At 49.0% G+C, this 15,630-nt stretch carries 13 protein-coding genes and 1 pseudogene; 11 read left to right on the top strand and 3 right to left on the bottom strand.

All coding sequences use genetic code 11. The features are described 5' to 3' along the window. Positions 1–192: 192 nt before the first annotated feature. From nagB to VIM72_RS31770, 9 genes and pseudogenes are all read left to right on the top strand, one after another. A pseudogene (gene nagB / locus VIM72_RS31730) lies at positions 193–2,124 on the top strand (glucosamine-6-phosphate deaminase); the annotation flags it as partial. A gap of 57 nt (positions 2,125–2,181) precedes the next feature. Next, the gene (locus VIM72_RS31735) at positions 2,182–2,613 is read left to right on the top strand and encodes a phosphohydrolase (protein WP_332006811.1); all 432 of its coding nucleotides are present in this window, start codon (positions 2,182–2,184) and stop codon (positions 2,611–2,613) included. A gap of 63 nt (positions 2,614–2,676) precedes the next feature. Further along, positions 2,677–3,255: a hypothetical protein gene (locus tag VIM72_RS31740; RefSeq protein WP_332006812.1), complete on the top strand. Its 579-nt coding sequence runs from the start codon at positions 2,677–2,679 to the stop codon at positions 3,253–3,255. 96 nt (positions 3,256–3,351) lie between these two features. Continuing rightward, positions 3,352–3,729: a hypothetical protein gene (locus tag VIM72_RS31745; protein ID WP_332006813.1), complete on the top strand. Its 378-nt coding sequence runs from the start codon at positions 3,352–3,354 to the stop codon at positions 3,727–3,729. Positions 3,730–3,802: 73 nt separating this feature from the next. Further along, positions 3,803–4,642 (top strand): hypothetical protein, encoded by an 840-nt coding sequence (locus tag VIM72_RS31750; protein WP_332006814.1) that lies wholly within the window; start codon positions 3,803–3,805, stop codon positions 4,640–4,642. 94 nt (positions 4,643–4,736) lie between these two features. Beyond that, positions 4,737–5,693: a YeiH family protein gene (locus VIM72_RS31755; protein ID WP_332006815.1), complete on the top strand. Its 957-nt coding sequence runs from the start codon at positions 4,737–4,739 to the stop codon at positions 5,691–5,693. 113 nt (positions 5,694–5,806) lie between these two features. Continuing rightward, positions 5,807–6,688, top strand: a complete 882-nt coding sequence (locus VIM72_RS31760) for an SAM-dependent methyltransferase (protein ID WP_332006816.1) — start codon at positions 5,807–5,809, stop codon at positions 6,686–6,688. Between the two features lie 37 nt (positions 6,689–6,725). Continuing rightward, positions 6,726–7,421, top strand: coding sequence for a type 1 glutamine amidotransferase (locus VIM72_RS31765; protein WP_332006817.1), 696 nt, complete (start codon positions 6,726–6,728; stop codon positions 7,419–7,421). A 15-nt stretch (positions 7,422–7,436) separates the two neighbouring features. Next, positions 7,437–8,405 (top strand): YpdA family putative bacillithiol disulfide reductase, encoded by a 969-nt coding sequence (locus tag VIM72_RS31770; protein WP_332006818.1) that lies wholly within the window; start codon positions 7,437–7,439, stop codon positions 8,403–8,405. 222 nt (positions 8,406–8,627) lie between these two features. Here VIM72_RS31770 and murB read toward each other — a convergent pair whose 3' ends face one another. Beyond that, a complete protein-coding gene (gene murB / locus VIM72_RS31775; protein WP_332006819.1) occupies positions 8,628–9,644 on the bottom strand; it encodes a UDP-N-acetylmuramate dehydrogenase in 1,017 nt (338 codons plus the stop codon). A 73-nt stretch (positions 9,645–9,717) separates the two neighbouring features. Here murB and VIM72_RS31780 point away from each other — a divergent pair, with 73 nt between their 5' ends. Both VIM72_RS31780 and VIM72_RS31785 read left to right on the top strand, forming a co-directional pair. After that, entirely contained in the window at positions 9,718–10,380 is a 663-nt protein-coding gene (locus VIM72_RS31780) for an oxidoreductase (protein ID WP_332006820.1), read from the top strand. 32 nt (positions 10,381–10,412) lie between these two features. Beyond that, positions 10,413–12,377, top strand: a complete 1,965-nt coding sequence (locus tag VIM72_RS31785) for a hypothetical protein (RefSeq protein ID WP_332006821.1) — start codon at positions 10,413–10,415, stop codon at positions 12,375–12,377. Between the two features lie 3 nt (positions 12,378–12,380). Here VIM72_RS31785 and priA read toward each other — a convergent pair whose 3' ends face one another. Beyond that, entirely contained in the window at positions 12,381–14,819 is a 2,439-nt protein-coding gene (priA, locus tag VIM72_RS31790) for a replication restart helicase PriA (protein WP_332006822.1), read from the bottom strand. Then, positions 14,816–15,583, bottom strand: coding sequence for a lysophospholipid acyltransferase family protein (locus VIM72_RS31795; protein ID WP_332006823.1), 768 nt, complete (start codon positions 15,581–15,583; stop codon positions 14,816–14,818). The genes priA and VIM72_RS31795 overlap by 4 nt, the downstream gene beginning before the upstream one ends. Positions 15,584–15,630 lie beyond the last annotated feature (47 nt).

A 15,630-nucleotide genomic window follows, 5' to 3' on the forward strand; every position in this document is an offset into this window, starting at 1 on the left:
TGACTCCTACACCAAAAATATGTGATACGGCCTTCAACCGCTGTGCGCTAAACATATTAACGAGATCAAATATTAAATGGTTTATTACAAGCTAAAGAAATATAATTTAAATACTGCTAAATAATAATGCGCGATAGCAGTAAATTCTTTAATTTTCCGGCTCGTTTTTAAACCGCATCTAATCAAAAACGTTTACAAATGACGATTAATCATCAGGAAATCGAACTGATCGACAGCTTTGAACAAATTGCTGTGGAAATACATCCCTCTGCCAAAGAAGGTTCCAAAGCAGTAGCACAGGAAATTGCCGCACTGATCCGCGAAAAGCAGGCTGCCGGCCAGGATTGCATTTTAGGACTTGCCACCGGCTCCACTCCTAAATATCTGTATGCAGAGTTAGTGCGTATGCACAAAGAAGAAGGGCTTAGCTTTAAGAACGTCATCACATTTAACCTGGATGAGTATTACCCTATAGAGCCGGATGCTTTACAGAGCTATCACCGCTTTATGAAAGAACACCTGTTCAATCATGTGGATATCCCTGAAGGCCGGTACAACATACCTGATGGTACCATTCCAAAAGACCAGATCAAGAAATATTGCGAGGCTTACGACAAACGCATTGAAGACTTAGGCGGTATCGATCTCCAGGTGCTGGGTATTGGTAACAACGGTCACATTGGTTTCAACGAGCCTGGCGCCAACATTAATTCCCACACCCGTTTGGTGACGCTGGACAACAGCACCCGTTTGGCCAATGCGTATGAGTTCCCGAATATGAGCCAGGTGCCGCGCCTTGCTATTACCATGGGCCTCAGCAGCATCTTTAAGGCGAAACGTATTATCCTGATGGCATGGGGCTCCCATAAATCAAAGATCGTTCGCCGTTCCGTAGAAGGGCACAGCACCGACCAGGTGCCTGCTTCCCTGCTGCAGCAACATTCTAACTGCAAGTTCGTGATCGATGAACAGGCAGCGGCCGACCTTACCCGTTTCAATGAACCATGGCTTACCGGCGACTGCGAGTGGACCCCGGGCCTGATCCGCAAGGCAGTGACCGGCCTGGCGCTGAAGCTGAACAAACCTATCCTGATGCTCACCGATAAGGACTACAATGAAAATGGTTTGAACGACCTGATCGTACAATATGGTTCCGCCTATGAGCTGAATATTGAAGAATTTAACGCTATCCGTGATACCATTACCGGCTGGCCCGGCGGTAAACCCGGTCCACAGTTACCAAATCACCCGGAGCGTTCAGAACCTGCTAAAAAACGCGCGCTGATCTTCTCCCCGCATCCTGATGATGATATCATTTCCATGGGTGGTACTTTCATCCGCCTGCACGAACAGGGGCATGATGTGCACGTAGCTTACCAGACTTCCGGTAATATTGCCGTAACAGATGAGTTCCTGCTGCGCTTCATCGACTTTGCCGTAGGTTTTGAAGGCATGTTCGATATTGATAAAAGCAAAAGCTCCATGATCCTGGATGAAGCAAAAGCATTCATCCGCACCAAGAAGCCAAGCCAGAAAGATACACCTGAGATCCGCGCTATTAAAGGGCTGATCCGCCGTTGCGAAGCAAAAGCCACCTGCCGTTATGTAGGTATTCCGGAAGAAAACGCCCATTTCATGAACCTGCCTTTCTATGAAACCGGTTTGGTGGAAAAGAAACCAATGGGCCCTGAAGATGTGGCGCTGACCGTAGAACTGCTGCGCAAACTGAAACCACAACAGATCTTCTGCGCCGGCGACCTGGCCGATCCGCATGGAACGCACAAGGTATGCCTGGACATCATCTTTGCCGCACTGGAAATTGTGAAAACAGAAGACTGGGCGAAAGATTGCTGGGTATGGCTGTACAAAGGCGCATGGCAGGAATGGGATATCCATGAAATTGAAATGGCCGTTCCAATGAGCCCCGACCAGGTAATGCAGAAACGCCTGGGTATCTTCATCCACCAGAGCCAGAAAGATGTGGTGCCTTTCCAGGGAACCGATCTCCGCGAGTTCTGGCAGCGTGCAGAAGACCGCAATGCCAACACCGCCGACCTGTACGACCGCCTGGGTTTACAGAAGTATGCCGCCATGGAAGCATTTGTGCGTTATCATTTTATGTAAATAAAATCATACTTTTAGGGGGCTGTGATCACCATCGCAGCCCCTTTATTTTTTTATATGAATCTGAGCAGAGCGATCGAAATAGCTACTACCGCCCATAAAGACCAGGTAGACAAATACGGGCAACCCTATATAGGGCATGTATTCCGGGTAATGCAAATGGGACGCACCGAAGACGAGAAAATTGTAGGCGTACTGCATGATGTGGTAGAGGATACCGACTGGACCTTTGAGGCCCTTGAACGGGAAGGACTGGCCCCTCACCTGCTGGCAGCCCTGTACTGTGTTACAAAACTGGAGGAGGATGAAGACTACAACCATTTCGTAGACCGTACCCTCCAGAACCGTTTGGCCTGCATGGTTAAGCTCAACGACCTGACCGACAACATGGATATCAGGCGCATGACGGAAGTAAAAGAGCAGGATATAGCCCGCCTGAACAAATACCTGCATGCTTACCGCCGGATAGCGGCCGCCGTTATCCAGTAGAATATTTTTTCAACGCCTTCCGATTAAACTATTAAATTACAGTAGAAAACAGAATAGCCATCAATGGAAAACGACATCCTCATTGATTTTAGATTCGCTGCAAAAGAGAAGCCCAGGTTCGGTGAATTATTCTTAATCACAGGAGAAGAGCATCCTAAATTTCCAGCCAGGAACAAAGCATTCGCACAACTGGCCCCATTGGGTTTTGAACAGCTCGATGATTTTTTTGGTATCCTTAACAGCGAAGAATCCGGCGATGATGTGCTGATATGGCTTTTCCCCATGATCAACGGGGAGGAAGTGTTTCATAACAGCGGCCCGTTCGATGCCATACGGCTGTCTTACAGCGCCCTGCGCAATGCCCCCGCCACCATCAGCCTCCTGCAGGATTGCTTCCATGCGCTCAAAGCCCTGCCCGATGTGGAAGTGGAGTTTGAGGGCGCCGCCATCAGCGATTTCACTCCCGTACAGCAAAAAGCGGATGAAATTGTGGCCCACTGGCGGGCAAACCATATAGAGCCGGGATCAGAACAAAGTTTGCTGATTGATGAGGAAGATGAGGACGACGATTGGGAAGAAGATGAAGACTGGCAGGAAGAAGACGACTGGGATGAAGATACCGGCGATCACAAAGAAAAATAATACCTTGAATATAAGCAGGCCCGCAGCCTGCTTTTTTTATTCATATATTTTGTAATTTGAGCTGACTGTACCTAACCTGACTTACGCCAACGGATCATGACAAAACAAGCCAACAAAAAAGGCACAGCAGCATTGTTGCTGGTAGCCACCTTGATACTGGTATTGCTTATTTCCGGTATTCCATCTGCCCGGAGGGCTAAAAAGGAAAACTGTGCGCCTGTTTCCGGCGTAGTACAGGCAATTAAAAACGGGCCTCCCGGTATCATGATCCACCTGAAGCAGGACCCTAAAATTTATTACATCTCCCGTAAAACCAATACCGGTATCTCTTTAAAAACACTGGAGCAGCAACTGGCAGGCAAAAACATACAGCTTTATACCACGCAGGACTGGTCGCCCCTGGACCCGTTTTCCACTATGAAACAGGTGTACCGTTTGCAGATAGGCGACACCGTTATATTCACAGAATTCTAGGCCCAATCTTTGTGCAGATGCAGCTGGGATGGAGACCGGAGTACTTCTATCCCCATAAAACAGTAACTTTTATATGCATCTCAACAAACAATTGTCCTGCCTGCTGCTGGCAGTATTACTGGCATCGTGCAACCTGAATAACAAACCAAGCAAATACGACAACGAAGAAAATATAGCTGACAATAAAAAAAAGACACCTGCTGCCACTACCACCAAACCCGCCCGCAGCAAGGCTCCTATCATAGGCGAAAGAATTAACGGCGCTGCCGCCGTATTAAATAACCCCGGTGGTGAACCGCTGGTTACTTTGGTAGATTATATCCCGCTGCGCTGTGCACCTTTAAAAAAAGACTGGTACCCCGTGAGTATTGATTTTGATATTACAAAAGATGAATTCAGCAAACCCCTTTTCCACAAAGGCCGCAAAATAAAAGTAAATGGCGTGGAAGCAGGCGTGCTGCAACGCGATATCAAACTACCGGTAGCCACCAACGGCGAAAAGATGTGGGCTACCGTTAGCGGCTATACGCAGAAGAAAAATATCCGCAGCGGCACCATCATTGAATCTGCTTTAAGCAGCTACCTGAAACAACATAAAGGCAGAAGCACCGCTGATATGGATCCCTTTATCCACAATTTCAAACTGGAAGAAGAAACGGTGCTCAAGCCTTATGTGCTGTATTTCAATTATGAAAGCGGGATCGATGATCCCAGCCCGTTGTACCGGCTGGCCCTTGTGTTCCAGGGAAAACAGCTGATCGGCGTACTGCATGCCCGGCCCTTTCAGCTGGATGGCAGCAGTGAGCGCAGACTGCAGCGCGGCTTTACCGTTAACTATCTCAATGGTATTGATAAAAGCCTGAAAGAAGATTTCGCGGTGAAGTTCAACAAGTTCATTCTTTCTGTTGATTAAGCACATAACTTTTGGTTATCACCTATCACTTATAGCCATTTGACTCCGGTGGTTGTGATACGGAACTTTGTGATCAGTTACAAACGTTTCGTATATGCAACAACAGGATACAGCCACTGCCTGGCTACCAGCGCACACACAGAAAATTATATTCCTCACTGCAGCGGCTATCACCCTGCTGCCGGTGGTAACGCCACCCGTAGCTTTGCTGCTGGGCGTAGCACTGGCGCAATCCAGCGGCAATCCCTTTGCGGCAGTCACCCCGCGTATTACGCATTGGTTGCTGCAACTGTCGATCATAGGAATGGGCTTTGGCATGAATGTGCATAACGCGCTGCAAACCGGTAAAGATGGATTCCTGTTCACTATTGCCGCCATTGCCGGTACCTTGTTAACCGGCGCCTTACTGGGTAAACTGCTGGGGATCGATAAAAAAACAGCTCATCTTATTTCCTGCGGCACCGCCATCTGCGGTGGGAGCGCCATAGCCGCTATTGCCCCCGTGATGAAAGCAGGGGAAAAACAGGTGTCTGCCGCACTGGGCATCATCTTCCTGCTGAATGCCCTGGCGCTTTTTATATTCCCTGCTGTGGGTCATGGATTGCATTTAACCCAGCAGCAGTTTGGCCTGTGGAGCGCTATTGCTATTCACGATACCAGCTCAGTAATAGGCGCTGCCGGCAAATATGGCGAAGAAGCGCTGCAGATAGCCACTACCGTAAAGCTGTCACGCGCTTTGTGGATCATTCCCGTAGCGCTCATAACTACCGGGCTATTCAAAAGCAATACCGGCAACATCAGGATCCCGTGGTTTATTGCCGTATTTGCAGGCGCCATGGCCCTTAATACCTGGGCGCCGCAGTTTCAGCCAACAGGCCTCTTCCTCGTAAAAAGCGCCAAAACCGGTTTGTCGCTCACCCTGTTCCTGATAGGTACCCATCTAAGCCGTGAAGCATTGCGCGCTATAGGCCGCAAACCGCTGATACACGGGGTTATCCTTTGGGTAATGATCAGCGCCGCCACCTTACTGGCCATCTGTTATATGGCATGATACCGGGGAAAATCCCGTGATAACCCTATTCTCATTTTTACATATATTTGATCACTGATCCTTGTGATACTGGCAGCATTTATCTCAATAACCATGACGACCACACACCACTTATGAGCCGGTTTCCCGCCACCAAATCCGGTACTTACATGGCAGCATTCCGGGCAATAGAAAGTACCAAACCGGAAAAGGAGCGCTTGTTATATGATCCTTTTGCCGGCGCCTTCCTCTCAAAGTTCTACCAGCTTATACTGGCAGGTTGCATGGTTCCCTTCATCAGGAGAATAGTTACGGCGTGTATCCAGTTCCGTTGGCCAGGCAGCTTCACCGCCGCTGTTGCCAGAACAAGACTGATAGACGACATGATCATTCACGCCGTAAAATCACAGGGAATCAACCAGGTGATCATTCTCAATGCCACATTTGATACAAGGGCGCATCGCCTCAACGTTGGCGTACCGCTGCATTACGTGGAAATGGATCATCCCACGCTTCAATATACCAAGAAGAAAATCCTGTCGACCCTGGTAGGATTACCCGCTATCCATGTAGATTACGTGGAACTGGACATGAACCGCCAGCAGATTTCCGAAGTGTTCCCTAAACTGTTTTACGGCTCGCATTATAAAACACTGTTCCTCTGGGAAGGGCTTACCACCATACAGGAAGCCAAACAGGCAGAAACGATCTTTCATCACGTGAAGAATTTTCATCCGGGCACACAGATCATCTTCACTTATGTAGAGAAAGCAGTGCTGGAAAATCCAACCGCCTTTTATGGATTTGTGCGCATCAACCGGCTGCTGCGCCGTGCCGGCGAGAACTGGGATTTCGGCATCAGCCCGGAAGAACTGTATGCCTACCTGGAATTATACCACCTGCAACTGCATTATGATGGCGGCGCCGATGATTACCGCGCCAAATATTTCGGCGAAAAGAGCAGGCATATGAAAGGTTATGAATATTTAAGGGTAGTAAGAGCAGAAGTGAAATAGCAGCCGTATCTTCGGTGCATTATTTAGCGTTCTGCATATGCATATTCATTACTTTCAACATGTACCTTTTGAAGGATTAAGCAGCATTGCCGGCTGGGCTAACCATCACGGGCACACCGTCACCCACACCCGCTGGTACGAAAGCACCGATGCCTCTGCCCTTGCAGCCGCCGACTGGCTTATTGTCATGGGAGGACCGATGGGCGTATATGAACAGGACCAGCATCCATGGATGACTACAGAGATAGCGCTCATCAGGGAAGCTATCAGTCAGAATAAAAAAGTATTGGGCATTTGCCTGGGCTCCCAACTGATTGCCGCCGCACTGGACGCCAACGTATACCCGCATACGCAACCTGAAATAGGCTGGTTCCCGCTGGACGTAAGCTTCCAGGGACAGGCCGCCCCGCTGGAAGGCGTACTGCCTTCTCATTTCAATACCTTTCATTTTCACGGCGATACGTTTGATATACCGGCCGGCGCTACCCGCTTTGCGGCCTCCGCAGCCTGCAGTCACCAGGCCTTCATTTACGGCGACCGGGTAATAGGCCTCCAGTTCCATATGGAATTAACGGCAGAAAGTTTGCAGGAAATGATCCTGCACTGCAGCAGCGCTATTGCAGCAGGAGGACCGTTTGTACAAAGTGAGCAGAAGATCCTGCAGCACGCCAACCTGCTCACACAAAACACTGAAACCATGTACCGCCTGCTGGATTATATGGCAGCGCTGTAAATAAAATATGATTGTATGAATGCTGCGTTTGATGTATTGATTATCGGCGGCGGGCCTATTGGTCTTGCCTGTGGACTGGAAGCCAAAAGAGCCGGGCTGAGTTATATTATCCTTGAAAAAGGCTGTGTGGTAAATTCCCTGTACAACTACCCGTTGTACATGACTTTTTTCTCCACTTCCGAGCGACTGGAAATTGGGAATGTTCCATTTGTATCTATCAACCCGAAACCCACCCGGCCGGAAGCGCTGGAATATTACAGGCGGGTAGCCACCTCGCATGAGCTGAATATAAAACTGTTTGAAGAAGCAGAACAGATAACACCTAACGCCGGCGAATATACGATCACTACCAGCAAAGGCGCTTATCATGCGCGCCATGTGGTAATTGCAACCGGCTTTTATGATATTCCCAACCTGCTGAATATCCCCGGTGAAGAGCTTCCTAAAGTAACCCACTATTACAAAGATCCTCATTTCTATGCCACACAGGATGTAGTAGTGATAGGCGCACATAACTCCGCCGTAGATGCCGCGCTGGAAACTTACCGCAAAGGCGCCCGCGTTACCATGGTGATCCGCCAGGAAGACATTGGCTCCCGCGTAAAATACTGGGTACGCCCCGATATTGAAAACCGTATAAAGGAAGGCTCCATAAAAGCATGGTTTAACTCTTCGCTCACCGCTATCCGTGATAAAGAAGTGGACATTGCCACACCGGATGGTCCTATCACCATTGCCAACGATTTTGTTATTGCCATGACGGGCTACCAACCTAACTTCAGCCTGCTGGAGAAAGCAGGCATCGCCTTATCCAACGACCAGCTGAGGTTACCGGCTTATAACCCGGCTACTATGGAAACCAATATGCCACGCATTTACTTAGCCGGCGTGGTTTGCGGCGGGATGAACACCCATGTGTGGTTCATTGAAAACTCCCGCGACCATGCAGGGAAGATCATGGCGCATATCCGCGCCAGCGCGTAGGGAGCGCCTTCGGCGCTTAAATTGTCTTGGAGCAGGATTAGGCTGATTTTACTGATTAGCTTGATTTTATTTTCTGGATTTATAAAAAGAGAAAGGGAGATAAAAGCGATATGTTGCTTTTATCTCCCTTTCTAATTATCAAAAAAATCTAAAACCAAAAATCAAGCTAATCAGTAAAATCAGCCTAATCCTGCTCCAAGACAATTTAAGCGCCGAAGGCGCTCACACAATATTCACCTCGCGCTCCAGTTCCACGCCGAATTTGTCTTTCACGCTGTCCAGCACCTGCTGCGACAGGTGATAGATTTCGCTGCCCTTTGCATGGCCGTAATTCACCAGTACCAATGCCTGCCGGGCATGTACGCCTGCATCGCCGTTACGGTATCCTTTCCAGCCGCATTGTTCAATAAGCCAGCCGGCAGCCAGCTTGAAATGATCATCCGCCACAGGATAGGCTACCATGGCAGGAAAAGCGGCATGTAATTTTTCGTAGACTTCCCTGGTTACCGTAGGATTTTTAAAGAAGCTGCCCGCATTCCCTATTTCAGCAGGATTGGGCAGCTTGGAAGAACGGATGTTGATCACCGCCTGGCTGATAGCCTGGATAGAAAGCTCCTGCACATTCATACGCTGGAGCTCTTCATTGATAGCGCCATAGCTGGTATTGAAATGTGGTTGTTTGCTTAACCGGTAGGTAACAGATAAAATAGCAAACTGGTTCCTGTATTCTTTTTTAAAGATGCTTTCACGGTAACCGAAATGACAACCGGCATTATTAAAGGTGACGATGCTGTGATCGTTGAGGTGGAGGGCTTCCAGTTCATGGAACACGTCTTTTATCTCCACACCGTAGGCGCCTATATTCTGCATGGGGCTGGCGCCTACATTGCCGGGTATCAGCGATAGGTTTTCCAGTCCGGCCAGGTTTTGCGCAATACAATGCTGCACAAACCCGTGCCAGTTCTCTCCTGCCCCTGCTTTCACATATACGTAATCGTTATCCTCACCGGTAACGCTGATGCCTTTGATATTGTTTTTCAACAGCCAGCCGTTAAAGTCCTGTGTGAACAGGATATTGCTGCCCCCACCCAGGATCATCCGCGGCAGGCCATCCTGCTGCTGTTGCCTGGTAATATCCATCAGCTCTTCTACATCCGAAAAGGCGGCAAAATAGCGTGCAGTGGCATCGATCCCGAAAGTATTATATGATTTGAGCAGAACATTTTCTGATACCTGCATAATAGCTTAAATTTATAGTCAGCAAAGATAGCCGCAAATCATTTAGAAATCATAAATCCCATAATCAGGTTCCATGAATAAAACGGCAATTGTAATAGGCGCAACAGGACTCACCGGCACTCACCTGGTAGCGGCGCTGCTGCATGACCCTGCCTTCAGCAAAGTGAAGGTACTGGTGCGGCAGCCCTGGGCGCATGCCAGACCTAAACTGGAAAGCATTATCGTGGACTTTGATGATGAAGAGAGCCTGGCGGCAGCATTGCATGGCGATATCCTTTTCTGCTGTATTGGCACCACCATTAAAAAGGCCGGCAGCCAGGAAAATTTCAGGGCAGTAGATTATGACATTCCTGTAAAATGCGCCAGGATAGCAAAAGAACAGGGCGTTTCCCAATTCCTGCTTATGTCTTCCATTAACGCTAACCCTAATTCCCGTAACTTCTATCTGCGCACAAAAGGGCAAACGGAAAAAGCCATCGAGCAGGTGGGTTTCCGGAGTGTGAATATTTTCCGGCCTTCTGTGCTGATAGGCCCGCGTAAAGAATTCCGGTTAGGCGAATGGATTGGAAGATATCTTTTCCTGCTTTTTTATTTTTTATTACAGGGAAGATGGAAAAAATACCGGGGCATTAAAGCAGCAACCGTTGCCAATGCCATGATGATAGCGGCAAAAGAGAACGACGAAGGAGTGAGCATCTACGAATCCGATGCTATCCAGAGCATGGGGGAATCATGAAAATCCGGAATTGCATCTTATCTTTAGCACGTATGAAAAAATGGGCCCTTCTTCTGGCTGTTGCAGCTATTGCCATGCTGCCGTTATCTATGCAGGCACAGGTGAATAACTCCCTTCCCTGGATATGGGAACAAAATCCACAGCTGCATACTTCTCCACCCACCAATGATCCTTATACGATCCTGGATTACAGGATGGTCCGGGATTTTAATGTGAGCGCACGCGACAAAGTACAGGGTACCTCACATTACAGAATGCTGTACAAAAACATTAAGATCAATACACAGCGTGCGGCAGACAGTCTTACGCGCCTGGTGATGGAGATGGAACCCAGCGAGGCATTGCGCGGCCTGCGCATCCGCGTAATACATCCCAGCGGAGGCGTTTTGAACCTTAACGACCAGGTAAGAATGGTTGAATTGAGCCAGACACATAAAGCAATAGTTGTCAATAACCTTATGCTCGACGCCGGGTGCGAAATTGAATATGAACTGAGTCTCAAAGTACAATACGATTATGCCGGTACCGATTACCTGCAATCCGGTATTCCATGCAACCAGCTCAGTTATATGCTGATAGCTCCCAAAACACTTGATTTTGTGATAAAGCCCAGTGCCGGATTACCTCCGCTGCGCGACAGCATTGGCGGTAACAACCATTACTACTGGCTGAATATGCAACAGATGCCGGAACTTCCCGCCAGCGACCTGTTCTTTTACCTGCCACAGCTGAAACGAATTGATTTCGGGCTGAAACAGGCCATAGAAGGGAAAGACACGGTACGTATGACCTGGCAGAAATTTGGGGAAGATAATTATATTCCCATTGTGGCAGTGTCTAAAGCGGAATTCAAACAGCTGGAAAAAGAGGTGCAGAAATGGCCTTTTGTAAAGCAACGCCTTCCTCTTCCACAGATGATTTACCTGGTGGAACAATACATAAAATCCAATTACCGCCTGGTAGCGCCTTCTGAAACCCGCGAAACGGTAGACATCATTTCCATCCTCCGCAATAAACAGGCAGAAAAAGCAGGCTTTACCCGTTTGCTGAATGCAGTGTATTATATGCTGAACATTCAAACGCAGGTGTTATTCACTACCTCGCGCGACAGCCTGCTGATGGACAGCCAGCTGGTATACCGGCAGCTACCCACCAATGTGTTGCTGTATTTCCCGGCAGTGCAACAGGCGCTGGCCCCAACGGAGATGGTTACACGCTTTCCATGTTACCCGTCGTTACAAACCGGTATTCCCGCATTGCGCTGTCGCGATACACTGGTGGGTACGGAAAACAAAGTGCTCACAGACTTTATTCAAACACCGGCACCGCCGTATACGCTCAGTAACATCACCCTGGAGGCCACGCTCCGGTCCGTAAAAGACCCTACCTGGGAGGTTAAACAATCCTTTGGAGGTTACCCCGCCTCTAACCTGAAAACGGCCTTTATGGGCACCGGCAGCACATCGGAAGGCAGGCTGCAGGTGTATAACGCCATCCTTCCTTTTGAGCCCGGCGCCAGGAAGCCCCTGGAAGTAAAACCGGAAAACGAGGTATTTAACAACCGGTCCCTGGATAAGCCTGTATTACTGAACAGCACATTGCTTAATACATCTTCCGTAGAAAATAAAGAAAACAGTATAGTGATCCACACAGGCCCTTTACTAGGGAATAACCTGACTACGGATATCCCCCTTCCGCCAGGCAACCTGCCGGTACAGATCAATTTTCCCTACTACCAGGAAAAACGTATAGTCATTCCCGTTCCTGCCGGTTATAAAGTGGCCAATAAAGAAGATTTTTCCGCAGAGATCAATGATAAAGAAGGGGCATTAGGCTTTAAAATGCGGTGCGAGCAGGACAGCGGCCAGTTGCGGATTTTTGTGCTGGAGTGGTATAAACAAACCGATTTTTCCGGCAGTAGTAAAGCCGCCTTCGGACAGTTGCTGAAGAGGATCCAGGTACTCCAGCAACAGGACCTGGTACTGGTGAAAGAATAATTTTTATACGCCGTCTACATCCGGGATAATGACCACGGAACGGAATCTTTTTTCCGTTTTAAGCTGGATAATGAATTCCTGCAATACTCTTTTTACATGAGTGATCAGCCTTGCTTCACGGGGCAGCTTGATCAGCATTTCCTGCAGGTAATTATTACGTACCCTTGCTACCAGTGGCGCGGCGGGCCCCACCAGTTGCGCACCGATATGCGGCTGCAGCCAGCTGGCCAGGATCTGCGCGGCCTGTTCGGCAGTTTGCTGGTTTTTATGGCGGATAGTCAATTTCAGTAAACGGAAGAAAGGTGGATAACCAAATACCTGCCGCTCGGCAATTTCCGCTTCAAACATCGCCTTATAATCGTGCGCCATTACATAATGCAATACCGGGTGCCGCGTATTGCTGGCCTGGATCAGCACTTTTCCCTGCCCGTTTTTACGGCCGGCGCGCCCGCTTACCTGTTCCATCATCTGGAAAGCCCTTTCATTCACCCGGAAATCGGGGAAGCCCAGGAGATTGTCGGCGCTCAGGATCCCTACCAGGTTTACGTTTTCAAAATCCAGTCCCTTTACCACCATCTGGGTGCCTACAAGTATATCAATACTGCGGTCTTCCAGCAGCTGGATCAGTTTATTATGACTGTCTTTATTTCTCACCGTATCCACATCCATGCGGGCAATGCGGGCTTCGGGAAACGCCGCCTGCAGGTCGTCTTCTATTTTTTCCGTGCCAAAGCTCTTGGGCTCAATGGTTTGAGAGCCGCAGGCTGCGCAGGTATGTACATAGGGATATCTTGTACCGCAGTAGTGGCAGTGGAGCTTATCCTGGTTTTTATGATAAGTGAGCGATACATCACATTGCTTGCAATGCGGTATCCAGCCACAGGTAGTGCATAGCAGGAAAGGCGCGTATCCGCGGCGGTTCTGGAAAAGGATCACCTGTTTTCCGTCTGTTATACTTTGCGAGATGGCAGCTTTCAGCGCGGAAGAAAAATGGCCGTCCATGGTTTTCTCCGCCATTTCCTTTTTGATATCCACTATTTCTATGGCGGGCATTTCCACGCCACCGAATCGTTCTTTCAGTTCAACCAGTCCATATTTTCCCTGTTGGGCATTAAAATACGATTCCAGGGAGGGTGTGGCAGAGCCCAGCAGCACTTTGGCTTTGAAAAGGCCGGCGTAATAAATGGCGGCATCCCTTGCATGATAACGGGGGGCGGGGTCCTGCTGTTTATAGGACGTGTCGTGCTCTTCATCCAGGATGATCAGGCCCAGGTCCCGGAACGGCAGCAGCAGGCCGGAACGGGCGCCCAATATGATGCGCAGCTCGCCTGTTTTTACCTTGTTCCATATTTCCACGCGCTCATTGTTATTAAACTTTGAGTGGTAGATACCAATGCTGGCGCCGAAATGTTTCTGCAACCGGCGGATCACCTGCGCGGTAAGCCCTATTTCGGGCAACAGGTACAGCACCTGTTTACCGCTGGCCAGGCAGGCTTCCATCATCTTCACGTATACCTGCGTTTTACCGCTGGAAGTAACGCCGTGAAGCAGGGTTACCTGTTTATCTTTAAAATGCGTTTGTACTTCTTCCAATGCTTTTTCCTGTGCAGGGCTCAGGTCAAAATCGATCTGTGCATCTACTTTGCCGGTAGCGATACGGTCTACCGTGCGTTTCTCCACCCACAGGATATTTTTATCTACCAGGCCTTTCAGCTGGGCCGCTGTAGCGCCGGACTTCTTCAGCAATTCTTTCTGCAACACAGCGCCCTGCGTTTTCAGCAGGTGAAGGTAAGCGAGTAGCAGTTCCATTTGCTTTGGCGCGCGGCCCATGTCGTTGAAGAGGGCCGCCAATTGCTCTTCTTCCTGGTAATGGGCATGCAACTGCACATAATTTTCCTGCTTCTCCTTGTATACTTCTTTCAGTTCCTCGTATACCAGCAATACTTTTTTCTCTATCAGTTTCTTGATAACGGAGTATACTTCTGATTTATCGAGGATCATCTGCACTTCCTCTATGCGTAGCTCCTTGCGGATATGCAGGGCTTCTGCGATGAGGTATTCATCATCGTCGAGGGAAGTAAAGTCATCGCCGAAGGCATCGTTGAAAAGCAGGAGCGTTTCGCTGGAAAGCTTGAGATGGGCCGGCAGTGCGGCATTCAGCACCTCCCCTTCCGTGCACATATAGTAGCTGGCCACCCATTCCCAGAAGGCTAACTGGGTGGGATATACGATAGGCTCCGCGTCCAGCATATCCAGCAGGGGTTTTGTTTTATACAGCGGCGCCTGTTCGTGGATAGCTTTCACGATACCGGCGTACTTCTTTTGTTTCCCCAGCTGCACGGCTACCCGGCATCCTACCTGGAGGCCGGACATATTTTCAGGAACCGAGTAGGTGTAATTTTTTGGTAGCGCCAACGGCAATATTACATCTGCGTACTTCATCCTATTGGCTGCAGGGTTGGGTATTTATGATATTTACGTAATTCGGTGTCCATCGCATCAAACACCTTTTGTTTGAGGGTATTGATATCATCGAGCGTCATTCCCGTAACAGGTATTGGCGGAAGAAACACTACGCGGCATTTACCAGGGGAAAGGTGCATAGGTCCTTTATGTGGCAAGCGGTGGCCTGCATCGAGGTAGAGCACCGGTTTAATGGGTTTCTGCAGTTCAATGGCCATGCGGAATGCGCCGTTGTGGAAAGGACGTAATGGCTGATCGGTATCATTGGTGGTGCCTTCCGGGAATACCAGGATGGAGATGCCTGCTCTGAGGGCGGTCATCATTTCCCGTACACTGCGCGCTCTGCCGGCTGCGCTGGAACGGTCGACCGGTACTACTGAATTTTTATAGATAAAACCGAAGAAGGGGATCTTCGACATTTCCACTTTGCCCAGGGGGCGGAAGGGAAGCCGCATTACCTTTACGGCAATAGCGGCATCGAGATAAGAGCGGTGATTTACCACGTAAATGCAGGGTTCATTGTCGCGCTCGCATAAATATTTGCGGGTTACCCACATACCTACCATCGGGAACCAGGCATGCGCCCAGAAACGGAGAAAATAAAATATAATGTTACCCCCTTTTTGCCTGCCCAGCAGGGAAGCCAGGAAAATAGGCGGCAATATCAGGAACATGATGCCCAGGAAGACAGCAGCGGCGTATATCACATAAATAACACGCAACGGTTTCAGTAAAAAATTCATAGACGCCTCTGAAGGTTTAATATGGCGGAAAACTACGAAGAAAATTA

This window comes from Chitinophaga sp. (assembly GCF_036569185.1).
In the GTDB taxonomy this organism is placed as follows: Bacteria; Bacteroidota; Bacteroidia; order Chitinophagales; family Chitinophagaceae; genus Chitinophaga.